General features: G+C 46.1%; 23 protein-coding genes and 1 tRNA gene. 17 read left to right on the top strand and 7 right to left on the bottom strand.

All coding sequences use genetic code 11. The features are described 5' to 3' along the window. Positions 1–15: 15 nt before the first annotated feature. Positions 16–618, bottom strand: a complete 603-nt coding sequence (locus tag G9G53_RS22335; RefSeq protein WP_069010568.1) for an ANTAR domain-containing response regulator — start codon at positions 616–618, stop codon at positions 16–18. Positions 619–1,064: 446 nt separating this feature from the next. Here G9G53_RS22335 and nirB point away from each other — a divergent pair, with 446 nt between their 5' ends. Continuing rightward, positions 1,065–3,497, top strand: coding sequence for a nitrite reductase large subunit NirB (gene nirB / locus G9G53_RS22330; protein WP_165150299.1), 2,433 nt, complete (start codon positions 1,065–1,067; stop codon positions 3,495–3,497). Between the two features lie 12 nt (positions 3,498–3,509). Next, positions 3,510–3,839, top strand: coding sequence for a nitrite reductase small subunit NirD (gene nirD, locus G9G53_RS22325; protein ID WP_029517667.1), 330 nt, complete (start codon positions 3,510–3,512; stop codon positions 3,837–3,839). Between the two features lie 250 nt (positions 3,840–4,089). On the opposite strand, the gene G9G53_RS22320 is transcribed toward nirD, so the two are convergent. Then, positions 4,090–4,161: transfer RNA gene (locus tag G9G53_RS22320), tRNA-Val, on the bottom strand. 142 nt (positions 4,162–4,303) lie between these two features. Here G9G53_RS22320 and G9G53_RS22315 point away from each other — a divergent pair. Both G9G53_RS22315 and G9G53_RS22310 read left to right on the top strand, forming a co-directional pair. Beyond that, complete coding sequence (locus tag G9G53_RS22315; protein ID WP_029517666.1) at positions 4,304–4,747, top strand: GNAT family N-acetyltransferase; 444 nt, start codon at positions 4,304–4,306, stop codon at positions 4,745–4,747. Positions 4,748–4,834: 87 nt separating this feature from the next. After that, positions 4,835–5,071 carry a DUF3892 domain-containing protein gene (locus G9G53_RS22310; RefSeq protein WP_165150297.1) on the top strand — a complete coding sequence of 79 codons (237 nt, stop codon included), beginning with the start codon at positions 4,835–4,837 and terminating at the stop codon, positions 5,069–5,071. Positions 5,072–5,179: 108 nt separating this feature from the next. Here the strand turns inward: G9G53_RS22310 and G9G53_RS22305 are convergent, their stop codons facing one another. Continuing rightward, positions 5,180–5,938 (bottom strand): MBL fold metallo-hydrolase, encoded by a 759-nt coding sequence (locus tag G9G53_RS22305; RefSeq protein ID WP_069010571.1) that lies wholly within the window; start codon positions 5,936–5,938, stop codon positions 5,180–5,182. Positions 5,939–6,139: 201 nt separating this feature from the next. Here G9G53_RS22305 and G9G53_RS22300 point away from each other — a divergent pair, with 201 nt between their 5' ends. Both G9G53_RS22300 and G9G53_RS22295 read left to right on the top strand, forming a co-directional pair. After that, positions 6,140–6,697: a copper amine oxidase gene (locus G9G53_RS22300; protein ID WP_165150295.1), complete on the top strand. Its 558-nt coding sequence runs from the start codon at positions 6,140–6,142 to the stop codon at positions 6,695–6,697. Positions 6,698–6,776: 79 nt separating this feature from the next. Further along, positions 6,777–7,082, top strand: a complete 306-nt coding sequence (locus G9G53_RS22295) for a DUF1292 domain-containing protein (RefSeq protein WP_007431055.1) — start codon at positions 6,777–6,779, stop codon at positions 7,080–7,082. Between the two features lie 108 nt (positions 7,083–7,190). Here G9G53_RS22295 and G9G53_RS22290 read toward each other — a convergent pair whose 3' ends face one another. Further along, complete coding sequence (locus G9G53_RS22290; protein ID WP_029517663.1) at positions 7,191–8,666, bottom strand: aminotransferase class I/II-fold pyridoxal phosphate-dependent enzyme; 1,476 nt, start codon at positions 8,664–8,666, stop codon at positions 7,191–7,193. A gap of 187 nt (positions 8,667–8,853) precedes the next feature. Between G9G53_RS22290 and G9G53_RS22285 the strand changes: the two genes are divergently transcribed. Then, positions 8,854–10,137 (top strand): MFS transporter, encoded by a 1,284-nt coding sequence (locus G9G53_RS22285; protein WP_165150293.1) that lies wholly within the window; start codon positions 8,854–8,856, stop codon positions 10,135–10,137. Positions 10,138–10,162: 25 nt separating this feature from the next. Here G9G53_RS22285 and G9G53_RS22280 read toward each other — a convergent pair whose 3' ends face one another. Then, positions 10,163–10,795 (bottom strand): YktB family protein, encoded by a 633-nt coding sequence (locus G9G53_RS22280; protein WP_165150291.1) that lies wholly within the window; start codon positions 10,793–10,795, stop codon positions 10,163–10,165. Positions 10,796–11,074: 279 nt separating this feature from the next. Here G9G53_RS22280 and G9G53_RS22270 point away from each other — a divergent pair, with 279 nt between their 5' ends. Continuing rightward, positions 11,075–11,674, top strand: a complete 600-nt coding sequence (locus G9G53_RS22270; protein ID WP_039270817.1) for a hypothetical protein — start codon at positions 11,075–11,077, stop codon at positions 11,672–11,674. Between the two features lie 173 nt (positions 11,675–11,847). After that, positions 11,848–13,254: an NADP-dependent phosphogluconate dehydrogenase gene (gene gndA / locus G9G53_RS22265; RefSeq protein ID WP_013310934.1), complete on the top strand. Its 1,407-nt coding sequence runs from the start codon at positions 11,848–11,850 to the stop codon at positions 13,252–13,254. Between the two features lie 248 nt (positions 13,255–13,502). Here the strand turns inward: gndA and G9G53_RS22260 are convergent, their stop codons facing one another. Next, positions 13,503–13,808: a rhodanese-like domain-containing protein gene (locus G9G53_RS22260; protein ID WP_010345522.1), complete on the bottom strand. Its 306-nt coding sequence runs from the start codon at positions 13,806–13,808 to the stop codon at positions 13,503–13,505. A 267-nt stretch (positions 13,809–14,075) separates the two neighbouring features. Here G9G53_RS22260 and aroA point away from each other — a divergent pair, with 267 nt between their 5' ends. From aroA to ptsP, 4 genes are all read left to right on the top strand, one after another. Beyond that, a complete protein-coding gene (aroA, locus tag G9G53_RS22255; protein WP_165150279.1) occupies positions 14,076–15,368 on the top strand; it encodes a 3-phosphoshikimate 1-carboxyvinyltransferase in 1,293 nt (430 codons plus the stop codon). Positions 15,369–15,401: 33 nt separating this feature from the next. Continuing rightward, on the top strand, positions 15,402–15,836 hold the full coding sequence (locus G9G53_RS22250) for a CoA-binding protein (RefSeq protein WP_029517656.1): 435 nt from the start codon (positions 15,402–15,404) through the stop codon (positions 15,834–15,836). A 302-nt stretch (positions 15,837–16,138) separates the two neighbouring features. After that, entirely contained in the window at positions 16,139–18,022 is a 1,884-nt protein-coding gene (locus G9G53_RS22245) for a glucose PTS transporter subunit IIA (protein ID WP_023989337.1), read from the top strand. Next, positions 18,019–19,764 (top strand): phosphoenolpyruvate--protein phosphotransferase, encoded by a 1,746-nt coding sequence (gene ptsP / locus G9G53_RS22240; protein ID WP_029517655.1) that lies wholly within the window; start codon positions 18,019–18,021, stop codon positions 19,762–19,764. Before G9G53_RS22245 ends, ptsP begins: the two co-directional genes overlap by 4 nt. Positions 19,765–19,957: 193 nt before the next feature. Here ptsP and G9G53_RS22235 read toward each other — a convergent pair whose 3' ends face one another. Continuing rightward, complete coding sequence (locus G9G53_RS22235; RefSeq protein WP_029517654.1) at positions 19,958–20,488, bottom strand: type 1 glutamine amidotransferase domain-containing protein; 531 nt, start codon at positions 20,486–20,488, stop codon at positions 19,958–19,960. 338 nt (positions 20,489–20,826) lie between these two features. Between G9G53_RS22235 and G9G53_RS22230 the strand changes: the two genes are divergently transcribed. The 4 genes from G9G53_RS22230 (at position 20,827) to G9G53_RS22215 (ending at position 23,644) form a co-directional block, all read left to right on the top strand. Continuing rightward, entirely contained in the window at positions 20,827–21,273 is a 447-nt protein-coding gene (locus G9G53_RS22230) for a hypothetical protein (protein ID WP_029517653.1), read from the top strand. Positions 21,274–21,374: 101 nt separating this feature from the next. Next, positions 21,375–21,716, top strand: a complete 342-nt coding sequence (gene ytxJ / locus G9G53_RS22225; RefSeq protein WP_069010576.1) for a bacillithiol system redox-active protein YtxJ — start codon at positions 21,375–21,377, stop codon at positions 21,714–21,716. Between the two features lie 107 nt (positions 21,717–21,823). After that, positions 21,824–22,831, top strand: coding sequence for a catabolite control protein A (ccpA, locus tag G9G53_RS22220; RefSeq protein WP_029517652.1), 1,008 nt, complete (start codon positions 21,824–21,826; stop codon positions 22,829–22,831). A 114-nt stretch (positions 22,832–22,945) separates the two neighbouring features. Then, entirely contained in the window at positions 22,946–23,644 is a 699-nt protein-coding gene (locus tag G9G53_RS22215) for a 5'-methylthioadenosine/adenosylhomocysteine nucleosidase (RefSeq protein WP_025724019.1), read from the top strand. The last annotated feature ends 7 nt before the right edge of the window (positions 23,645–23,651 follow it).

The raw sequence follows: 23,651 nt of genomic DNA, 5'->3' as shown, positions 1-23,651 counted from the left end.
AGGCCCCTTTCAGATTTATGCTTTTAGCATTTGCTGTGCTTTGACGATGGAAATGGCCACATCAACGATACGTTTGCGTTCGTTCATTGCTTTTCTCCGCAGCACATCATATGCTTCCGCTTCCGGGATACCGTTTACTTCTCCAAGTATTCCTTTCGCCATATCAATCCATTTGCGTTCTTCCAACCGAGCGGTCAGTTGCTTGCGTTCACTTTGCCAGTGCTGGCGTTCAAAAAAGCGTTTGGCACTAAAATGAAGAGCCCAATTCAGCTCATGGGCTGCCATAGAAGGGGTTAGAATGCCATCAACAGTGACATCAGCTTCACAAGCCTCTGTCGATGATAGCGCTGATTCTGCGCTGCACCACCAGAGCAACGGAACCGCTTTGGCTTGCTCCAGCCTGCCACCCCACATGCTAATCATGCCTACAGGGATGTTTAGTACCGCCGCATCTGCATTAAGGATTAGCTGTTTGATTTCAGATTCATTGCGGCAGGGCAGAGTTAGGTATCCGTTGGATTCTAAAAGGTGTTCAGGTCCTGCCTGCCATGAGGAAACGGCGTGTGTCTGCTCAGATACATGATCAGAATGTAAGTGAATTACCAACAAGGAACGCAAGCGGGCTCCTCCTCTCTGTAATATGAAGGGTAGTTAGCGATGGGGATGGTATTCATTGATAACAAATATGACATGTGATTTTATCCGTTTGCTTTATTTTTCCACCATCATCAAGTTGAAACGGACTTTTAAACCATTTTGGCGTGTTTTGGTCTGAAAATCAATCCTAATTTTGTAGGGGAGTGATATTTTATACGTCATAGACATGTTACATGGTGATAAAATATAATTTTTTATAAGTTTATGCGTTAGGAATGTTGACATATCATTTGAACCATTATATATTAGCTACAATACTTTTTAATTCCATACTCTGATGGATACAACGGCGTATTCGATGAAACGGCAATGGAGCCTGTTTTCTCATGTGGGGGGATATTTTGAATCCCCATATGTGAAGCGGGCTTTTTATGTTTTGAGGATACCAATGGAAGGGGAGTGACCTGATGAACAATATCCAAAAGTTAGTGTTGATCGGCAACGGAATGGCGGGGATACGCACTCTCGAACATTTGCTGAAGCTTGCACCAGGTAGCTATGAGATTACGGTATTCGGGGCCGAGCCCCATCCAAACTATAACCGGATCATGCTGTCTTCCGTTCTGGCGGGAGGGGCTGGTTTGCAGGATATTGTCATCAACGACTGGAGTTGGTATGAAGACAACAATATTCGATTGTATACCGATGATCCTGTCACAGCTATCGACACGGAAAAGCAGCAGGTGACATCACGCTCCGGCGTATGCATCTCTTATGATTTGTTGTTGTTGGCAACGGGGTCTAAAGCGTTTATTCTGCCGCTTCCAGGGGCCGACAAGGATGGTGTTATCGGTTTCCGGGATATTCGTGACTGTGAAACGATGATGGAGACGGCGAAGACGCACAAAAAAGCAGCCGTCATCGGTGGCGGATTGCTTGGACTAGAGGCAGCCAGGGGGCTGCTTAACTTGGGGATGGACGTCACAGTTATCCATATTAACGGATATATTATGGATCGGCAGCTGGATGAGGCTGCTTCCCTTATGCTACGGCGCGAGCTGGAAGAGCAGGGAATGACATTTCTGGTCAATAAGCGGACGGCGGCTATAACAGGACGTCGCCGCGTGGAAGGGTTGAAATTTGCCGATGGCAGCGAGTTGGAAGCGGATCTGATCGTTATGGCGGTAGGCATCAAACCAGACATTGAACTGGCGGTGTCGGCGGGAATCCCTGTAAACCGCGGGATCATCGTAAATGATCACATGGAAACGAATATCCCCGGCATCTACGCCGTTGGAGAATGTGCAGAACACCGGGGAATCACTTACGGGCTGGTTGCTCCATTATATGAGCAAGGTGGTGTACTGGCTCAGCGACTCGCGGGAATGGAGACTCCCGGCTACAGTGGTTCAGTTACCTCGACAAGGTTGAAGGTATCGGGTGTCGACGTGTTTTCAGCAGGGGATTACAAGGATGAACCGGGAACACGTTCCCTGCGGTATCAGGATGATATTGGTGGCGTCTACAAAAAAATCGTAATCAAGGAAGAAAAACTGATCGGAGCCGTTCTGTTTGGGGATACGTCTGACGGAGCCATGCTGTTTTCGTTGATCAAAAGTGGCGAGTCGGTGGTTGGCCGAGAGAAAGAGTTATTACTTGGCTTCAATCCTGGTCAACCAGAAGCTAGTGGCTCCATGATGCTGGAGCAGATGCCTGATGACGAAATTGTATGCGGATGTAATGGTGTATCCAAGGGTGACATTGGAGAGGCGGTTGCGGCTGGCTGCCGGAGTGTCGGGGAGATTAAGGCATGCACAAAAGCATCGGCATCATGTGGCGGCTGCAAGCCATTAGTGGAGGGACTCTTACAGCTATACGCAGGCGCAGAAGCCGGAGAAACGATGAAAGAGGGTATTTGTAGTTGTACGACGCTTGACCGGGAAGCGATCATTGATGGCATTCGGGAGATGGGATTGAAGAGTGTCAAAGAAGTGATGAATGTGCTGGGATGGAACGAACCGGAAGGTTGCACTAAATGTCGGCCGGCCCTCAATTATTATCTAGGTATGCTATGGCCACTAGATTATGAAGATGAGAAGGAATCCAGATTTACGAATGAACGGTACCATGCCAATATACAAAAAGATGGCACCTATTCTGTCGTGCCCCGCATATATGGAGGAGTTACTTCACCTGCCGACCTGAAGAAAATTGCTGCTGTCGCGGAGAAATACAATGTGCCTCTGGTTAAATTTACGGGTGGTCAACGTCTTGACCTGCTTGGTGTGAAAAAAGAGGATTTGCCAGGGATCTGGGCCGAGTTGGATATGCCGTCTGGATATGCCTATGGAAAGACGCTGCGAACGGTTAAGACGTGTGTAGGTAATACCTTTTGCCGCTTTGGCACGCAGGATGCTATGGGGATGGGCATCCGGTTGGAAAAGGCATTTGAACGTCTGAATGCTCCATCCAAAGTCAAACTGGCTGTGTCCGGTTGCCCGCGTAACTGCGCTGAAGCGACGATCAAGGATTTGGGCGTCGTTGCTATTGACGGTGGCTGGGGGATCTACGTTGGAGGTAACGGGGGTATCAAGGTTCGGGCAGCTGAACTACTTTGTACCGTTAGAACCGAGGATGAAGTGATGGAATGGACCGGTGCCTATCTGCAGTATTATCGTGAGCAGGCCAATTGGAACGAACGCACAGCCCATTGGTTGGAACGGGTCGGAGTGGAATCCATCAAACAGTCACTTTCGGATGCAGAGACGAGGAAGCAACTGGTGACCAGAATTGAAGAGACATTAAGCACGACGACTGATCCGTGGCACGAAATTATTCACAACGAAGAGCTGCGCAAAAATTTTGTGCAGCTGCCGGAACTTAAGCCAGTAATGGAATAGGGGGCTGACAAAATGGAGACCAATACGACAACCAACAGAATCAGAATAGCTAATTTGAACGAAATTGACCGACGTGGAGCAAGGACAGTTCGCATTCATGATACAGAAATAGCTGTATTCCGTCTGAGCGATGGCAGCGTGCATGCACTTGAGAATCGTTGTCCGCACAAAGGGGGACGGTTATCCGAAGGAATGATATGTGGCTCAGCAATCCATTGTCCGCTCCATGACTGGAAAGTTGACCTTTCCACTGGCCGGGTGCAAGAGCCAGATACTGGATGTGTGACTGCTTACCCGACGGAGATTGACGGTGAGAGCGGGGCGGTTTATATCGTAATCTAAGAGTTCTATGCGTATTGTGCTGAGGTCCTGTTTTTTTTCTTCTATATAAATAGAAGGATTAAGGTGAAAAGCTTTGCTGAAGAAAAAATGACATTGTTAAATTACAACGATCTGAGTATACAGAAAAGTCGACCCTATCTTTCCGGGCGGCTTTTTTATTCTTATAAGTATCATTTTGATTAAAAAACAGGATAACTGGATTTATCTCTAGACAAACAAAAAAGCCTTGAATATCAAGGCTTTTGACGAATAGGACGGATGGGGATCGAACCCATGACCCTTACCCTGTCAAGATAATGCTCTCCCGCTGAGCTACCGTCCTTCGGTTATTAGATAATATCATGTATTAACCATATATGTAAAGTGAAAAAATAGAAGTCAGCCTGTACTTCATGACCATTTATATATATAATTCGAATTTAGTGAGTTTACAAATTTGGAGTTAATGATAGGGGGAACAGGTGATGGCCGCAGAAATTATAAGTGTAACAACAGAGGAGCAGCTACAGGAGGCAATATCGATCCGTACCAAAGTGTTTGTCGATGAGCAAAAGGTTCCTCTCGATTTAGAAATTGACCATTATGACAAGCTGGGAGATACGGCCCATCATTTGCTAATTTGTGAACATGGTGAAATGGTGGCCACTGGTCGGTTGACATACTATGAGGAAGATACAGCTAAAATGCAACGTATTGCCGTTCTCAAGGAGCATCGTGCCGCAGGCTATGGACGTGTATTACTGCTAGCACTGGAGGAACGTGCACGTGAATTGGGGTTAAGATACTCGTTGCTAGATGCCCAATGTCAAGCCGAGAAGTTTTACGAAAAGCTTGGCTACGAGACGATCTCCGATGAACCTTTTGACGATGCGGGAATACCGCATGTTCGTATGCGCAAAAAGTTGTAGTCGGCAGCGGAAGGTGCATACAAATCTGTACAATGCGCATGCTAGTAAAAGTTCCTCCACTATATTATGGATAAGGAGCGATACAGCATGGCTAATACAGAACGGGAGCGAATTACAGCAGTACGTAAAAACGGGGATGGCGACCTTACGTCTTTTCAGACATCTACCGGTCGAATTTTAGATTATAGCCAAGCTTTGAATGAGATTGAGACAGGCTCAATAGCAGGCGTTAACGTTTTCAAGGCCAAGGATGGCAGCAAACGAATTCGGGGAGATGCCGACGGAGATCCTTCTAATAACCTGGATCAACTGCCATTGTTCTGACCTTAACTCGCAACACTAGCATTATATTTAAGAACAGCAAGCCGCCTGGCTTTCCTACAAAGGATAGCCAGGCGGCTTTTTGTTAATTGTTAAGCTGTATTTAGCATGCTACTCTGCACGTTCCAACTCTGCAAGTTGATATAATCGTTGCTGTTCCAGAAAGGACATGACGCCAGCTTTATCCCTGAATTGTTCCATATCATCACTATAGTGCATCAGACGAATCAACTCTTGAAGAGATGGCGCCAAGCTTAGCAGCTCGTCCAACGTCGTATGGACTTCTCCGGCACCTTGTAATTGAACCTCATGCAGAATACTCCGACATCCTCGTTCATGCACCAGATGATGAAGCAAATCAGGGTCAAAAACCATATCTGCACTATAAAAAAGGCGGTCATTTATGAATAAGGAATAACTGTTTTTACCAGGAATATGCCGTGTAGGGATCAGCTCCACCTGGATACCGGATACTAATGTAGTGGGCACGCCAGGCGTTATTACGTTTACCTCGAATACATCTTCAAGCTTGTCAATCATACCCTGCTGTGACATCCCGCCCTTGAGTGTATGCTCCCATAAAGGGTGGATTAGGGGTTCGGCGATATAAAGTAGAGGCTTGCGACGATGGAGAATGTTCATTTGAAAACCGAATTCCTCCAAACCTCCGACATGATCTGCGTGAATATGTGTGATTAAAATGGCGTCAATATCAGGCAAAGGGACGCGCATTTGGTGTAATGCTAACGAAGCGGTTGTACCACAATCGATTAGCAGTTTGCCTTCTCCGCTGTCCAGCAGCGCGTTGTTGTTGTAATAATGCTTGGCAAAGGCACTGCCTGTGCCAAGCATTTGTATCGTTAGGCTCATTATGGATTTATCCTCCAGACTTTGTGTACTAGAACATTCTACAGTCGTATTTTACCACCTATGCTGCTGGAACTAAAGATTTGGCTCCTTATGTAAAAACTTTGGACAATTTGTGAAACACAGCGCAACTTGTGCGGCTGAGCTAGGTATAAATGTACGACAGAAGGTTTTTAACAGATGACGATGGAGGGATTAGTAGTGATGAAATGGAGAAGAGTGATGGCCCTAATGATGGCCTTTTCAATAATGGGAGGAACCGCCATTTCGGCGGAATCCGCCAAGGAACAAGTGCAGTTGATTATTAATGGAGAGGTGTCAAAAGATGGTGCAGTTGTCATTGATGGGAAGACCTATGTGCCCATCCGTGATTTTAACGGACTTGTAAATTTTGATCCATCCGGTGGAAAAGTTGTTTTCGACCAGCCTAACGTGCATATGTTCCTGTTCAAGGGAGATACTGTGTTTGGTAACGTGAATAAAGGCAATAAAGTGAAATTTAATGTATTTAGTCAAATTGATACCTTGAAAACAGATATCTCCGGAGTGAAGGTAGCGATCACCGACCCTTCGGGCAACGTGAAGGATATTCAGTCCCAAGATATCAAAGGAGCACAAAAGGATAACTTCTGGTTCCGTACGAACGACTTTACGTATGATTTCAAAACAGCAGGGAATTACCGGGTTGGTTTCTACATTAAAGAGAGCAAAGATGGCAGCTATACCTTGGTGTCCGAAAAAGTCATTACAGCGATAAATTAGGCATACCACAAATTGACCTGCACCCTTGATCATGTTACGATACGGGGGAAAATAAAACAATTTGAAGGTAGGTATTTCCATGAGTGATCACAAACATGAACACGGTGAAGCCTGCAACCACGATCATGACCACGAACATGAAGAAATGGTTCTTACGCTAACTGATGAAAATGGTAAAGATGTAGAAATGGTGCTGGTAGAGACCTTTGATGTAGAAGATCACGTTTATGCTCTTCTGCTTGAGCGAGGCAATCCCGAAGCGGATGGCATTATTCTTCGTATGGAAGAAGAAAACGAAGAAATGGTGCTTTACAATATTGAGGACGAAGATGAGTGGAAACGTGTAGAAGCTGCATATAGTGAGCTTGTTGCCCAATACGAATAGAATTGGATGTAGTAGCTGTTATAGCTCTTTAAGAAAAAAAGCCCCCAAATGGAGGCTTTTTTTCTTGACTATCAACATATTTTGTAAGCATGTGTTGTCCGATCAATATTATGAAATAGCGTCAGTCTCGACGATAACCTTCACCTGATGTACTGTTCGGTCCTCGGGTCCTTTAACAGGCAGGCCTACTTCTACATGATCAACAATATAATCAATATTGTCCTGCGAAATAACTTCTCCTGGCAGTAAGATCGGAATACCCGGTGGATACACATAAATGAATTCTGCAATAATGCGACCAGCAGATTCCTTGAAGGGCACGATTTCCGTATCTCCATAAAAAGCGTCTCTTGGAATGAGGGAGAGCTGAGGGATATCTGGTATCTTTACAACCAGCTCATGCTCCTGACCTGTGGAATAGTGCAGAGAAGCCAGCTCACGCAGAGCTTTCAACAAAATTTCAATTTCCTCTTTGGTATCCCCAGGGGTCACCAAACAAAGAATATTGTACATATCGCTAAGTTCAACCTCGATATTATAGTGATCTCTCAGCCAATTTTCCACATCGTATCCGGTAAGGCCCAAATGGCGGATATGAACCGTAATTTTGGTTGGATCATAATCGTAGGTAGCTTCCGTGCCGAGAATTTCACTACCAAAGCAATATAGCCCTTCAATCTTGTTAACCTCTGAGCGGCAATATTCAGCCAAATCAAGGGCGCGTTGTGCTATTTCATGACCGTTAAGGGCCAGATTACGTCGGGATGTGTCTAACGAAGCCAACAGAATATACGAAGTCGACGTTGTTGTCAGCATACTGAAAATCGTTTGTACACGCTGCGGATTAACGAATCCGTTTTTCGTATTTACATTCAGGATTGAGCTTTGAGTCAAGGAACCACCCAGCTTGTGAACGCTTGTAGCTGACATGTCTGCTCCCGCCTCCATGGCGGACATCGGTAGATCAGAGTGAAAATGAATCAGTACTCCATGAGCCTCATCGACCAGGACCGGCACATTATAGCTGTGAGCGAGATCTACAATTTCCTTCAAATCGGCGCACACACCGTAATATGTCGGGTTGATAACAAGGACGCCCTTGGCGTCAGGGTGGCGTTCCAATGCCCGGCGTACGGACTTGGTTGTAACCCCGTGGTGAATACCGAGATTCTCATCACTGACTGGAGAAATGAATACCGGCTTCGCACCAGCGAAGATAATGGCAGACATTATAGATTTGTGTATGTTTCGGGGTACAATAATTTTATCACCAGGCATGCAAATCGACATAATCATGGTGATGATGGCTCCGCTTGTCCCCTGTACACTGTAATACGTATAATCAGCTCCGAAGGCCTCTGCTGCAAGCTTTTGAGCTTCTTCGATGACGCCTGAAGGCTGATGCAGATCGTCCAATGGAGCGATGTTGATCATATCTATGGAAAAGGCATTATCCCCCATAAATTCGCGAAATTCCGAATCTGCTCCCACTCCCTTTTTATGACCTGGGATGTGAAATTGAACCGGGTTGCTCTGAGCATGCTTTTTCAAAGCAGTAAAAAGCGGGGTGTTGCTTTGATTCATTAGTGTTGTCACAACCTTTCGTGCAGGATTTCGACAATCCTGTGCAAGTGATAATAGAACAAAATTGAGTATAGCAGTTTAAAGTAGGAATGCAAGCGATTGAGGGCGCATTTATTTGCGAAAGAGTGGAGTAGGCGGAGAACCCGGTCTTTATAGCCAAAAAATGAAGGTGGAGGATGTGGATTAGATGAGACAAATAGGACGAAAAAAAGCTCCGCAGCGGTTGTGGGTTCCTTTCTTTACTAAATTATGGGTTTTGGTATTTCTGGTCGAATTTATGAAAGGATCACTTCTGGTATCCATCCTGCCGGTATATATGGGAGAAACGCTTGGTTTGTCGGCCGGGATTATTGGTTTGGCCTTTTCACTTCAGTATTTTGGAGACAACGCGTTTCGGGCACCGGCGGGCTGGATGGCTGAACGACTCGGCTACCGTGGAACGATGTCGACCGCGCTGTTGTTTACGCTTGTAGCGATTATTATGCTGAGCGTACTGACAGAGCCTGTGTGGCTCGTCGTCGCGTGTCTGCTGCTCGGTCTAGGTACTTCTCCGCTCTGGCCTTGTGTTATGACCGGAACGACTGAAATGTCCGGGCCTAATAACAGCAATGGCGCGGCGATGGGTACACTGGAAATTGCGTCTATGGGCGGAACGGGATTGGGCCCGCTCATTATGAACTTCGCCATATCCCACTATGGACATTCTTACGGCATGGTGTTCATGATGTTGATAGGATGCAGTATTGTGTTGTTGTTGGTTGCTCTGATGCTGCCAGGACCGAAAAGGTCTGCTGACAAAGATGACCTCAAACAGAGCGCTCTAGTGTCGTCTGATGGGTACATAAAGCAGAAGCGGGGGACTCTAAGGGGAATCCAAGAGACGATCGGCGTACTCAAAACAAAGCTTAACGTCAATCCGTTAATTTACCCGGCGCTGTTTTTGCAGTCTTTTGTTATCGGTTTGATCAGCCCAGTACTTACGCTATACGCTCGGACGGACCTTGGGATTTCACCGAACTTGTACAGCGTGCTCCTGATTGCAGGCGGTGGGGTGACTGTGCTGGCACTGATCCCTTGCGGCAAATTGGTCGACCGACTTGGAACGGAGTATTTTCTACATGTTGGCTTTTTGTTAGCCGGAATTACGCTGTTTTTCTTCTCAATCGTTCGATCTATTCCGCTGGTGTTTGTATCCGTAGCGCTTATTGGTTTGGGATATGCGCTCATTTTGCCTGCATGGAACACGTTTCTTGCCCGACTGATTCCGGAAAACGAGCGAGCAACGGTATGGGGCTTTTTTTTAACACTTCAAGGCTCCGGCATGGTTATAGGCCCGCTCGTTTCAGGAGTGCTATGGGACCGTGCTGGACACACAGCTCCATTTATCATCAGTGGGGTCGTGATGCTGCTCATGTTTGGCTGCCACTTGGCTCTGGCGCGGAATCCACGCAGGAAGACTGTGGAGGCCTGAACAGCGCCTTGAAAAGCAGCGAGGGCTACTCTTTTGAGAAAGACATTCGGTACAGCGGCAGCAAATGCTCAAAGGTGGAACGCACCGTCTGCAGCAATGCTGCTCCGTCACTGGCGAGAGGGTCATTACGATCAATACGGAGCCCACACATGACCTCGGCTTTTTTTACCTGTTGCAGCTTGTGGATGATCGTTTGAAACTCTTCAGTGTCCATGTGCTGCTGTTCTGTACCTTCTGGAGCCATATGATCCATGGACCAGTAAAAATGGCCCGGTATGTTAGAGCGCACATCGCTCAGGTTGGCTTCAAGCGCCTGGGCAAACGTTATTTTATTGGGACTTTCATAAATGACTGCGAATATGACGAAAATATGGGAAGCAAACATACCTACCTCGAAATGGGGCAACGCCTTATACCCGCGCTTATTTGCCGCCCAGGCTACCCATGTATCTATCGGGGGATTGACTTTGCGTCGTGCATGCTTGGCAACGTGAACATACATAGGCTCCCCACATAAGTCTGTTAGAAATGGAGCTAATTCCTCGCCAATCGCTTCCAGCTTGGGCCGAATCTGCTGAATCAGCACTTCCATACGAGGCTCCAACCCCGGTATTTCAAAAACATCGAAGTCCTTTGCAGTAAATCCACTAAATGTCATTCCTTTTCCTCCTGTAAATGGGTTAAGCCATGTCGTGTGGCGTAATATGTCCGATTATAGCATAATGTCAGCGGGCTTGACCGACTTTAGGCCAGGCTCGGTACAAGCATATAAGGCAAAAGTAGGATTGTGCGCTGTTACTCATAAAAATAGGTCAAATAACCAAGTACCCTTACATAAAATGAAGTATAAAATAGAGCAAAGGAAGATCAAGCGGGAAAGCCGCAGGCTTGCTGTAGCCGGACTTCTTGAATCGGACTTGAAAAAGGAGGGAATGCCGTGAACAAGGGCTGTGAGGTAGAATATTGCAATCTAGAGCTCCGGTTTAGCCGTCGGCATATCCATAATCTGATCAAGGATTTGATATCGGAAGGGTATTCGCTGTACTGGAGCGAGGATGAGTCGTATCTGGTTTTGTCGGTGAGAACCGGGCGCAAGCTGGTGAAGCTCCGTTTTCAACAATTGCGCACAGGACACTACAAGCTGGCTGGAGATTATGTAATTCGCGATGCCAAGCTGGCTGAGTGGCTGGAGAAGCTGATTGGAAGCACCCGGGGCCATGCCATTGTCAAAAGAGTCAAGGACCATCATATTTTAGTAGAAAATATTTTGTTTGGTGAGGTCATTCGTCTGGTCGAGGTTACAGGCTTTAAGCAGCGTGTTATTTATCAGAAGGGACCGGTGCTGTCAGCACAGGAAATGGAGGATATGTACGCTTCCAATGAAGGAGAAACCCGACTGCTGCTGCTTAAAATGGAAGTGGACGATGCATTGGAGAAGCTGTTCACAGCGATGACAGATGGAGATAAGGCTGAAATCGGGAATTGCCATGAGCGCCTGCAAACGCTATCCCACCAACTGCTGATGATGGAAGCGTAGTACATCTGAACACCTCATGTAAATGGGGTGTTTTCATCTGTGAATAGACAGGGGTTCACTTCTTACACCAAAAACGTTAAAATAGAAGTGCACGTATTCCGATTCACATAAAGTGTAATGCGGTAAAGCGGCGATATAGAAGACAAAATATGTTGCAAAGGATGAGGAACCAGATGGCAAAACAGCAAATTGGTGTGATCGGCCTGGCGGTAATGGGTAAGAATTTAGCCCTTAATATTGAGAGCAGAGGCTTCACTGTCTCGGTTTTTAATCGTTCTCCAGAAAAAACGCACGATCTTATCAAAGAAGCAGAAGGTAAAAAACTGACGGGTACTTTCTCCATTGAAGAATTTGTGAACTCATTGGAATCGCCCCGTAAAATCCTGATCATGGTTCAAGCTGGTAAAGCTACAGATGCCACGATTGAACAGCTTGTGCCTCATCTGGACAAGGGCGACATTATTATAGACGGAGGCAATGCCTACTTCCCTGATACACAGCGCCGCAGCAAGGAGCTGGAGGAAAAAGGACTTCGCTTTATTGGTACAGGCGTGTCCGGTGGTGAAGAAGGTGCCTTGAATGGTCCTGCGATCATGCCGGGTGGACAAGAAAGTGCCTATAAACTGGTAGAGCCGATTCTAACGGCAATCTCTGCTAAAGTGGAAGGCGACCCATGCTGTACATATATCGGTCCCGACGGTGCTGGTCACTATGTAAAAATGGTGCATAACGGTATCGAATACGGTGACATGCAATTGATCGGTGAAGCGTATCACCTGTTAAAATCAGTCCTAAACGTGAATGCAGAAGAGCTGCATGAAATCTTCACGGAATGGAATAAAGGGGAACTGGACAGCTACCTGATCGAAATTACAGCTGACATCTTCTCCCAGTACGATGCTGAAACAGGCAAGCCAATGGTAGATGTTATCTTGGATGCTGCAGGTCAAAAAGGTACAGGTAAATGGACAAGCCAAAGCGCTTTGGATCTGGGTGTGCCATTGTCCATGATTACTGAATCTGTGTTTTCCCGCTTCTTGTCTGCTATGAAAGACGAGCGCATTGCGGCAAGCAAAGTGCTGAGCGGTCCTAATGCTGAGTCCTTCAGTGGCGACAAGAAAGAATTTATCGAAAGCGTACGTAAAGCACTGTTTGCAAGTAAAATTGTGTCCTATGCTCAAGGTTTTGCTCAAATGCGTGCAGCTTCCGATGAATATGATTGGGATTTGAAATACGGAAAAATTGCTATGATCTTCCGCGGCGGTTGCATTATCCGCTCGCAATTCCTGCAAAATATCAAGGATGCATATGACCGCGATCCTGCCTTGAAAAACCTGTTGCTGGATTCTTACTTCAAAAATGTAGTTGAAACGTATCAAGATGCATGGCGTCAAGTGATTTCCGTGGCTGTATCCCAAGGTATTCCAGTGCCTGGTTTCTCCAGCGCGCTTGCATACTATGACAGCTACCGCACTGAGCGTTTGCCAGCAAATCTGTTGCAAGCACAACGTGACTACTTTGGTGCCCATACGTTCAAACGTGTGGACAAAGAAGGCGTATTCCATCATCAATGGTTCTAATGAACGAACGGATATGTATGAATAGCATTATGTAATACAACGGAAGCTTTTTTGCCCTATGGGTAGAAGAAGCTTCCGTTTTTTAATTTATAATTATGGATACGATTATGATGGCAGTAGAGGATTGTGTAATCTTTTGGCGCTATGTTATGATAGGGACAAAATATTTTAATGCATTACCGCGTCTAAGCTTTGAGTTAAAACAAAAAAGACGGGAAGGTTCCCGTCTCTTTTGTGAAGTAGGTATTCTATTGCTCCTGTGACCATTGCAGCATGCCGCCAGTCATGTTAGTACAGCCTTCATAACCTAGCTGCTGTAGATATTCGCAGGCTCGTTCACTGCGATAACCGCTCCGGCAAATAAAGATAATTTCACCGGTGCGTTCAATTTCTTCAAGACGACCCGGAAGCTGTCCGAGCGGAATGTGCTTGGCACCTTCAATCATGCCTTCCGCTACTTCTTCCGCTTCGCGGACGTCAATTAGTTGCAATTGCTCTCCTGCTTGCAGACGTGCGCGCAACTCAGAAGGTTCAATCAGGGCGATTTGCGTCATGGCCGGACCTCTTTTCTGATATATAATGGGTGCTACGTATGTTTTTGACGTGTGCAAAATGTCACACACACTCTATGTATGATAGCTAAGCTATCTCTAGGCTGTCAATCGGCTTAATCCTGAAGGCAGGTATAGATTAAATAACCGACGGGATTCACTCGGGTGACCTAGATTAATATTTCTTATTTTTTTGGGTGGAGAAATGAGCTACAACTTGTATAATTAACGTATAATAGGATGGTTGAACCGAAAAGGAGCATGTACATTATGGATGTTATCGTTAGACCTACCCCTTCCTTGCAAGGAGAGATTGGGGCCCTGTCCTCTAAAAACTACACTACTCGTTATCTGCTCACTGCGGCACTTGCTGAGGGACAAAGTACCATTTATTATCCTGCCCATAGTGAAGACAGTGATGCTATGCGTCGTTGTATCGCCGATCTGGGTGCAGTACTGGAAGAGGATGATGAAAAAATAGTTATTACAGGTTTTGGTAGCCATCCTCAAGCTGTGAAGGAATTGAATGTGGGAAATGCAGGAGCGGTGCTCCGTTTTTTGATGGGTATTGCATCTCTATGTCCGGATGTTACATTTGTTAATACATATCCCGACTCATTGGGCAAAAGACCACATGATGATCTAATCGATGCACTGGGGCAATTGGGTGTGAAAGTAGACCATCGTGAAGGTAAGTTGCCAATTCGTATTCAGGGTGGTCAGGCGAAAGGCGGTAAAATTCAGGTGTCCGGCTCGGTTAGCTCACAATATTTGAGCGCCCTGCTATTCCTTACGCCTTTACTGGAGGAAGACAGTGAAATCGAAGTGCTGCATGATTTGAAATCCAAGGTGGTCATTGGGCAGACTCTGGAGGTATTGCAAGAGGCTGGTATTATCATTCATGCAAGCGATGATTATATGTTTTTCCGTGTCCCGGGACGGCAATCCTATCAGCCACGTACGTATACGGTACAGGGAGACTATCCAGGGAGTGCAGCGGTGCTGGCGGCTGCTGCAGTAACGAATTCCGATGTTACCATCCATCGTCTTAAGGAGCAGAGCAAACAGGGAGAACGCGCTATCGTAGATGTGCTGCGCATGATGGAAGTACCACTGACACATGAGAACGATACCGTCGTTGTGAAGGGCAATGGTCGATTGAAAGCAGTCGAATTTGACGGTGATGCTGCAACAGACGCTGTGCTTGCAATGGTGGCTGCGGCTGTATTTGCTGAAGGCACGTCCCGTTTTTATAACGTGGAAAATTTACGATATAAGGAATGTGACCGCATTACCGATTATTTGAATGAGCTGACCAAGGCTGGAGCTCAGGTAGAAGAACGCCAAGCGGAAATTATCGTACATGGCAGACCGGAGGGTGTCGAAGGTGGCGTGGAAATTAATGCGCATTTTGATCACCGTGTTATTATGGCCTTGACGATTGTTGGTTTGCGCGCACAGAAGCCGTTAGTGATTAAGGACGCACATCATGTCGCCAAATCGTATCCGCAGTATTTTGACCATCTAACGACGCTTGGTGCTTCTGTAGAATGGGTAAAATAAAAACAAACGAAGATGCGAATAGGAGGGAACAGGATGGCTTTTGAAAATCCGTCGAGAGAAGAGATTAAAACCATTTTGGAACAAGTAGGCAATATAGCGGTTGTTGGTTTGTCTGATAAATCAGATCGAACTTCTTATATGGTTTCTTATGCCATGCAGAAGCGGGGATACCGGATTATTCCGGTTAACCCTGCAGCGGCAGGGCAAACGATCCTTGGGGAGACTTGTTATGCCAGTCTTGCTGAAGTACCTGAGCCTGTGGAGCTGGTCAATGTATTCCGCCGCAGTGAATACTGTGCAGAGGTTGCGCGTGAAGCAGCTGCTATTGGAGCTAAGGTTTTGTGGCTTCAACAGGGAATTATAAGCCAGGAAGCCGCTGACATTGCGCAGGAGCATGGAATGACGGTTATTATGGACCGTTGCATTAAGGTGGAGGACTCAGTGACCCAGGCTGTGCGTAAAGGATAAACATGGATCAGTAATCTGTGCTATACGCAGATGAATAAAAACCTTCTTCCCTTGCTTCACAGGGTTGAAGGTTTTTGGTGCGAAATGAGGAATATGGTACAGTATATTATCCTCTCAGGAATTCATATAATGTATGTATGCCTTGTTGATGAAATGGATCTAAACGGATTCATAGTGTTATCTTGTGATGATAAAGCTTTGGACCTGTAGTAGTGTAAATAAATATTTTGGCAGATGGAATCATTGCTTTGACAAAAGTATTTATTCGGCTTACCATCAGGGATAGAAAGGAGAGGAATGCCATGAATTGGCTCGGATCCTTACAACAGCTCGGTCGTGCTGTCATGCTCCCGACGATGGTGCTACCAGCCGCTGCAATATTGCTAAGTCTCGGCAGCCTTCCTTGGTCGACATGGGGATTCCCCATGGTGTCTGATATGGCAAATGCGGCGGGACACGGGATTTTTTATTTTTTGCCATATTTATTTGCGGTTGGTGTTGCCCTGGGTATGTCGAATCAGGCAGGTCAGGCGGGACTGGCAGCATTGGCTGGTATGGCTATATACGATCAGGTCACATTGAGATTTGGAAACGGACTCATTCAACCGGCGACGCTCATTGGTATCATTTTGGGGGTCATTTCAGGGGTGGCCTATAATCGCTTCAAAAGCATCAAATTGCCCGAGGTGCTTCAATTTTTTGGAGGTACCCGATTTGTTCTGCTGCTTATTGGCCTCTTCTCGGCTGTGTTTGCAGGACTCATGCTAATTATTGCCCCACTCATACAGAGAGGGCTGCAATTTATAGTAGGTTTGGAATCGAGCTTGGGCGGCTTTGGACTGTTTATCTACGGTATTCTATACCGACTACTGGCGGCCTTTGGTCTTCACCATCTGCTTAATAATATTTTTTGGTTTCAACTGGGTACATATAAAACGCCGTCTGGTAACGTTGTGCAGGGAGATTTACCCCGGTTTTTTGCTGGCGATCCGACAGCGGGCTATTTCATGTCCGGGCTGTTCCCCATTATGATGTTTGCGATCCCTGCCATTGCGCTGGCGATCATTCAGGAAGCGCGTGAAGATTTGAAGCCAAAGGTGCAAAAAACATTTTTGACAGCTGCGCTTGTTTGCTTTTTTACTGGAGTGTCGGAACAGATTGAGTTTGCCTTTTTGTTTGCTGCTCCTTATTTGTTCCTCGTTCATGCAGTTATGTCTGGGCTGGCCATGTGGCTTACCTTTGAGCTGGATATTCATCACGGATTTTCCTATTCGGCGGGTTTTATAGATTATGTCCTTAATTTTCATCTCTCACATAACGCCTGGTTGTTAATTCCAGTGGGAGTCGCGTACGGGCTTGTGTATTATGTACTGTTTCGATGGGCTATCCGGCGGTTCCGTATTCCAACTCCTGGACGCGAGGAAGGTTCGGTTCTGGAGGATTGGGCCGGCAATATTCCTTATAGTGCTCCGCTTATTTTGGAAGCACTTGGCGGGAAGGAAAATATTGTGCAAGTAGAGGCCTGCATCACACGTTTGCGGCTGACCGTCCACAATGACAGGCTGATTGATACCGGAGCGATGAAGGCTTTGGGATCGGCTGGGCTTATCAATCTGGGTGGGGGTAATTTGCAGGTTGTATTCGGAACGTATTCAGAACTGATTCGTGAGGAAATCGCGAAGCTGATGGAGCGTGATCTCCCTCAAATTTTGTTCAACGCTCCTGTACATGGAAAAATGCTACCGATTCATGAAGTGCCTGACAAAATTTTTGCGACGAAGCTGGTTGGGGACGGTGTTGCTTTTGTTCCTGAACGCGGTGAACTTGTTTCTCCGGTGTATGGTACTGTGATGCATTTGTATCCGACCATGCACGCTTTAGGCATCTCCACACGAGAAGGACTTGAAGTTCTACTTCACATCGGGATTGATACTTCACAGCTAAAAGGGAATTTTACTGCTATGGTAGAAGCAGGCGATACGGTGGAACCGGGGCAATTGCTGATCAAATTTGATTTGCAGGCGCTACGAGAGCAAGCTCCATCGCTGGTGACTCCTATGGTCATCACGAATCCGGATCGCGTCAAGTCGTGGAGCTTTGCTCCGTTTAAAACAGTGAAAAAAGGTCAGGCCTCGGTAATGTCCGTTGTGCTGCATGACAGGAATGTTGGAGGGGTAGAAACATGATAGAAGGCATCGGCGCCGCAGCAGGTGTGGCAATCGGGAAGGCATTTGTCCTGCCGAGCTGGGAGTGGGATTTACCTGATCAAAAAATGGATGCGGTAGATCTTGCAAAGGAATTTGAACGTTTGTATGAAGGGATACGCACATCCAAAAGTGAAATCCAGTTTATTAAGGATGAGTTTCGAGAGATGGTGGGGCCAGAAGAATCCAGCATCTTTGATGCTCATCTTGCGATATTGGAAGATCCGGAATTCATGAATGAAATTCGTGGAATTATTGAGCGTCAGTACAAGGCGGCCGAGGTGGCCGTGAAGGAAGCCATTGATCATTTTGTGACAATGTTTGATTTACTGGACGATGAATATATGAAGGAGCGGGCAATCGATATCAAAGATGTGGGGAACCGGCTGCTCAAGCATTTGCTGGGTGCACCGGAGGTGACTCTTCCCAAGGACACACAGCCCTATATTCTGGTAGCCAAGGAGCTCTCACCCTCCCAGTCGGCACACTTGAATCCTAGCTATGTTTTAGGGATTGTAACTATGAATGGTGGTAAAACTTCGCATTCTGCGATCATGGCCCGTGCACTTGGGATTCCACTCGTTTCAGGACTGGAGAGCAATCTGAATTTGCCCGTTCAAACGGGAGACATAATGGTTGTGGACGGAGACCTGGGCAAAGTTTATGTGAATCCGGAAAAAACGGTAACTGATCATTATAAAATTTTGCGCGACGAGCAGCGACGTAGAAAAGAGCAGCTTCAGGTACTTGCTTCTGTAGATGCCGTGACTAAGGATGGAACCACCCTGAGGCTGGCGGCCAATATTAGTTCGATTAAAGAGCTGGAGGCAGCTTTGAAGCATGGCGCTCAAGGTGTAGGACTGTTCCGCACGGAATTTTTATACATGGATCGCAAATCTGCTCCAGATGAAGAGGAACAGTATGAAGTATATCGGCTGATAGCAGAAAAGGCAGGAAACCACTCTGTGGTCATCCGTACCTTGGATATCGGTGGAGATAAGCCGTTGGACTATCTTCAACTACCAGAGGAAGAAAATCCTTTTCTGGGTTACCGTGCTATACGGATCAGTCTGGATTGGAAAGAATTGTTTAAAACCCAGTTGACTGCAATTTTGCGAGCCAGTGCAATGGGAAATATCAAGGTAATGTATCCGATGATCTCATCTGTAGAGGAGGTCCGCCAGGCAGATGCTCTTTTGAAGGAGGCTATGGCGGATTTGGATGCAAGAGGGCTTGCCTATAATCCGAACATTCAGCGAGGAATTATGATTGAGGTACCGGCTGCAGCGATGATCGCTGATTTATTGGCAGCTGAAACCAATTTTTTTAGTATCGGAACGAATGATCTGGTTCAATATGTGCTGGCTGTAGACCGTATGAATGAGCAGATTGCACATATGTACCATCCATACCATCCAGCTGTACTTCGAATGCTGCGCATGACTGCACAAGCGGCACATCAAGCAGGAATTGATGTGAGTGTATGTGGTGAGATGGCTGGAGATGAACGGTCCGTTCCGCTTTGGCTGGAACTGGGGATACATCAACTCAGCATGTCTCCCCAATCTTTATTGCGGGTCAAGCATCGTGTGCTGAATACGACTGCATCTGAGGCAACGACGGTCGCTCAGGTTTGCTTTGGCATGTCCACTGGTGCAGCGATTGAAGACAAGCTGACTGCAGCTAATGTCAGCTGCACTCCGGCCGGGCCTGGACGGCAGTAATATGTAATGTCCGCAAAGCTTCGCAATTAGCATACACTTTTGGGGGGAGCCAAAAACTCCATACTGTTAGACTTGTCGTGACAAACCTTAATGGCGTAGCATGATTTGGACGAAAAAGAACCTTCAAAACCACCTCATTCATGGTTTTGAAGGTTCTTTTTTCATCTTGTTGACAGTCTGTTGTGATTACGGTTTAGGTGTTATCTGCTAACAAATCGCAGAACGCTTTTCCGTAAGGTGGAAGATCAGGCGGCCGACGAGCAGAAACAATATGTCCGTCCGTCACAACAGCTTCATCCTTCCAGGTAGCTCCTGCATTTTCCATATCATCACGAATACCTGGTGTGGAGGTTACCGTAACACCATCCAAAATTTTAGCAGAGATCAGTACCCAGCCTGCATGGCAGATTTGTCCAATTGGCTTATGAGCAGCATGAAACTCCTGTACGAGTTGAATGACCTTGGGATAGCGGCGCAGTTTATCAGGTGCCCAACCGCCAGGGACAAGAATCCCGTCATAATCACTGCTATTCAGTTCCTCAAAGGCATATTCCGCTTCGGCAGGTACGCCATATTTTCCAATATATTTTTTACCCTTTTCCGCACCGGCTAAATGCACTTCTGCGCCTTCTTCACGAACACGGTAAATCGGATACCACAGCTCCAGATCCTCGAATTCCTCATCCACTAGGGCGATAACCTTTTTTCCGGCAAGTCTTGACATCCAACCATCCTTTCGTGCGTCACATGATGACACCTCTGTTTTGTAATCTGTACTTTTACATCTTAAGAAAAAGAACGCCCGAAGTCCATTCCTTCGCAGATTCTTATGTTAGTAGTCTGCTCTTTGACGGCAATTGTCGTCATTTTCTGACCCGCCAAAGTTTTGGTAATTTGTTCATAGCAGCAACGTGTGGAAGGATTTGAAGTCCCAAAGTCGAAATAAAACAAGGTATGATAGATTTAATGGAGTTAACAAATATTTATTAGACTAGTAGATAGATATATTTGGATTCTGATGAGATCCTCGTATAGTTTGATCCTACGTAATGAGGTGGTTAAATGCATAAGCAATGTCAATGTGGCAAACCGATGGGACTGGAACTGCGAAAGGTAATCTATGCGGACAAGGTTGAAATTTTGCACGTCCCTGTATTCTCATGCTCGTCATGCTTTTCCAGTGAGGTTTTGCAGCATGTGACGAAGGACATTAAGGCACTATTACAAAGTCTAGGGAGCAAACCTACGGCGCGGAGAATTTCTTTTGCTCGCAACAATGAACTGGCAGAAATCATTCGCAAGCTTGTACTGGAGGAAGCGGACAATCCCAATGTAGATTGGCAATCTGCTTTGGAGGAGCGGATGGAGCTTCGAATTAATCTCTTACTGGATCTTTATCGCTATGCGAGAAGTCTGGGAGACGAAGATTGGATGAATGATGTAGAGAAAAAATTGGTCCAATTATCCGGTTTTACCAGTGAATCGGTATTTACAAATACAAAAAACTAAAAAATATGAAAATTTTCATGGTCACCATTGGATTTTACATGTTCTTTTTGTTACGATGGGAATAGGCCATACGACAAGACACAGAAAGGAATGTATATCCAATGGCGACGATGACAAAAATGACTACTGTTCAACAATTAGATACGGCTCTGGAAGCGTCATCAGACAAGCCGTTGCTTCTCTTTAAACATAGCACACGTTGTCCGATAAGTGCAGGCGCATATCAGGAAGTGGAGTCCTATTTGCATGACGCCCCCAACGAAAATATTGAATACGGTATCATTTATGTAGTAGAAGATCGGCCGGTGTCCAATGAAACCGCGGACAGGCTTCAGGTGAAGCATGAATCCCCGCAGGCCATTTTAATCAAGGGCGGAGAAGCTGTTTGGCATACATCCCATTCGAATATTACAGCCCGTGCACTCCACGATCATCTCACATAGATAGAATGTGTGCTGTCGTTGCATAAAGTAGTATTTTGTCGTATCATGGTTCTAATTAGTTGATCTAGGATTCGGTTGAAAATTTATTGGCAATGGAGAGAAGGAATGTGACGGTAACGATCTATGATGTAGCTCGCGAAGCTGGTGTCTCAATGGCCACAGTGTCCCGCGTAGTTAACAATAATCCTAATGTGAAACCTCAGACCCGCAAGAAAGTGTACGAAGCGATTGAACAATTGGGATATCGCCCAAATGCGGTCGCTAGAGGTCTGGCCAGCAAGAAGACAACGACCGTCGGCGTGGTTATACCGGATATATCGAACTCAATTTTTGCAGAAATTGCACGCGGTATTGAGGATATAGCGAATATGTATCACTATAATATTATTTTGTGTAATGCCGACAAGCGAAAAGAAAAAGAGATTCGTGTCATCAACACATTGCTTGAAAAGCAAGTGGATGGTCTTCTGTTCATGGGTGGTACAGTAACGGACGAGCATATTCAGGCGTTCCATACAGCTGCGGTCCCTATCGTTCTATGTGCAACGAGTGATGAAAAAGGAAGCTATCCTTCGGTCGATATTGACCATGAAGCGGCTGCTTTTGATGCAGTAAACACGTTGATCCGCCATGGACACCGTCAAATCGCAATGATCAGTGGTACGCTTCAAGACCCTGCAAACGGCTATGCACGTTTCCAAGGTTACAAGAGAGCATTGGAAGCAGCCGGAATTGATTATCAGGAGGATCTGGTGCGAATCGGGAACTACCGTTATGAATCTGGTGTTGAAGCCATGAAATATTTTCTCGGCCTGAAGAAGAAGCCAAGTGCGATTTTTGCTGCAACGGATGAAATGGCAATTGGTGCGATCCATAGTATTCAGGATGAGGGATTGAAAGTTCCTGATGATTTTTCGGTAATCAGTGTTGATAATATTCGTATGGCCTCTATGGTTCGTCCTCAGCTGACAACCGTCGCGCAACCGATGTACGATTTGGGTGCGGTAGCGATGCGTTTGCTGACCAAGCTGATGAAAAAGGAAAACGTGGAGAACCCTCGCGTTATTTTGCCGCATGAAACTATTTTGCGGTTGTCAGTTAATTATTTAGACTAGACGCAGTGCTGAATAGGATATACCTTCGATGAAAGCTCCTTTGATGGAGCTTTTTTCGTGGATATAAAGCTTCTTCTGGACATCATCATCAAACTAAGAATAGAGGGATGCGTAATGAGCCGACTTTATGGATTAATGGGTGCTATGGATGAAGAGATTGAATTGCTGCTGGCAGCGATGACGGAAGCGAGTAAGACGGTCAAGGCTGGAATCACTTACACTACAGGAATCATTCACGGGCAAAGAGTCGTCGTCTGTAAATCCGGTGTAGGCAAGGTTAATGCTGCGGTAACAACACAAATCCTGATTGATCATTTTGGTGTAGAACAGATTATATTCACGGGAGTGGCAGGGGCGGTTCATCCTGATTTAAACATTGGGGATATTGTCATCTCATCAACATGTATGCAGCATGATATGGATGTAACGCCTTTGGGTTATGCCAGAGGGGTCATTCCTTATCAGGACACCTCAGAGTTTGTGGCTGATCCCGAGCTTGTAAGTCTAGCTGAGCAAGCCTGCAAATCGTTTGGCGATCGGTATATTGTCGGCAAGGTACTTTCTGGCGATCAATTTGTTGCAAATCGTGAGTTAGTGACTGCATTGCATCAGGAAATGGACGGCGCTTGTACCGAAATGGAGGGTGCGGCTGTGGCTCAGACAGCTCATATGAACGCTGTGCCTTATGTTGTACTACGATCTATGTCAGATAAGGCTGATGGATCGGCCCACGTTAATTATGCTGAATTTACGGTAGAAGCTTCACATCGTTCGCATCGTATTGTGGAGTTCATGCTCAAGCATTTGGGCTAATGGTATA

This window comes from Paenibacillus sp. EKM206P (assembly GCF_011066155.1).
In the GTDB taxonomy this organism is placed as follows: domain Bacteria; phylum Bacillota; class Bacilli; order Paenibacillales; family Paenibacillaceae; genus Paenibacillus; species Paenibacillus polymyxa_D.
This window is presented reverse-complemented; position numbering and strand designations above follow the sequence as displayed.

Excerpts from the sequence above, each read along its gene's own strand:
- nirB (WP_165150299.1), top strand. The coding sequence starts at position 1,065 with ATGAACAATATCCAAAAGTTAGTGTTGATCGGCAACGGAATGGCGGGG.
- G9G53_RS22230 (WP_029517653.1), top strand. The coding sequence starts at position 20,827 with ATGCATAAGCAATGTCAATGTGGCAAACCGATGGGACTGGAACTGCGA.
- G9G53_RS22285 (WP_165150293.1), top strand. The coding sequence starts at position 8,854 with ATGAGACAAATAGGACGAAAAAAAGCTCCGCAGCGGTTGTGGGTTCCT.
- G9G53_RS22280 (WP_165150291.1), bottom strand. The coding sequence starts at position 10,795 with ATGACATTTAGTGGATTTACTGCAAAGGACTTCGATGTTTTTGAAATA.
- G9G53_RS22250 (WP_029517656.1), top strand. The coding sequence starts at position 15,402 with ATGGCTTTTGAAAATCCGTCGAGAGAAGAGATTAAAACCATTTTGGAA.
- G9G53_RS22215 (WP_025724019.1), top strand. The coding sequence starts at position 22,946 with ATGAGCCGACTTTATGGATTAATGGGTGCTATGGATGAAGAGATTGAA.
- G9G53_RS22245 (WP_023989337.1), top strand. The coding sequence starts at position 16,139 with ATGAATTGGCTCGGATCCTTACAACAGCTCGGTCGTGCTGTCATGCTC.
- G9G53_RS22305 (WP_069010571.1), bottom strand. The coding sequence starts at position 5,938 with ATGAGCCTAACGATACAAATGCTTGGCACAGGCAGTGCCTTTGCCAAG.
- G9G53_RS22295 (WP_007431055.1), top strand. The coding sequence starts at position 6,777 with ATGAGTGATCACAAACATGAACACGGTGAAGCCTGCAACCACGATCAT.
- G9G53_RS22310 (WP_165150297.1), top strand. The coding sequence starts at position 4,835 with ATGGCTAATACAGAACGGGAGCGAATTACAGCAGTACGTAAAAACGGG.
- G9G53_RS22315 (WP_029517666.1), top strand. The coding sequence starts at position 4,304 with ATGGCCGCAGAAATTATAAGTGTAACAACAGAGGAGCAGCTACAGGAG.
- G9G53_RS22260 (WP_010345522.1), bottom strand. The coding sequence starts at position 13,808 with ATGACGCAAATCGCCCTGATTGAACCTTCTGAGTTGCGCGCACGTCTG.
- G9G53_RS22235 (WP_029517654.1), bottom strand. The coding sequence starts at position 20,488 with ATGTCAAGACTTGCCGGAAAAAAGGTTATCGCCCTAGTGGATGAGGAA.
- G9G53_RS22290 (WP_029517663.1), bottom strand. The coding sequence starts at position 8,666 with ATGAATCAAAGCAACACCCCGCTTTTTACTGCTTTGAAAAAGCATGCT.
- G9G53_RS22300 (WP_165150295.1), top strand. The coding sequence starts at position 6,140 with ATGAAATGGAGAAGAGTGATGGCCCTAATGATGGCCTTTTCAATAATG.
- ytxJ (WP_069010576.1), top strand. The coding sequence starts at position 21,375 with ATGGCGACGATGACAAAAATGACTACTGTTCAACAATTAGATACGGCT.
- nirD (WP_029517667.1), top strand. The coding sequence starts at position 3,510 with ATGGAGACCAATACGACAACCAACAGAATCAGAATAGCTAATTTGAAC.
- gndA (WP_013310934.1), top strand. The coding sequence starts at position 11,848 with ATGGCAAAACAGCAAATTGGTGTGATCGGCCTGGCGGTAATGGGTAAG.
- ptsP (WP_029517655.1), top strand. The coding sequence starts at position 18,019 with ATGATAGAAGGCATCGGCGCCGCAGCAGGTGTGGCAATCGGGAAGGCA.
- aroA (WP_165150279.1), top strand. The coding sequence starts at position 14,076 with ATGGATGTTATCGTTAGACCTACCCCTTCCTTGCAAGGAGAGATTGGG.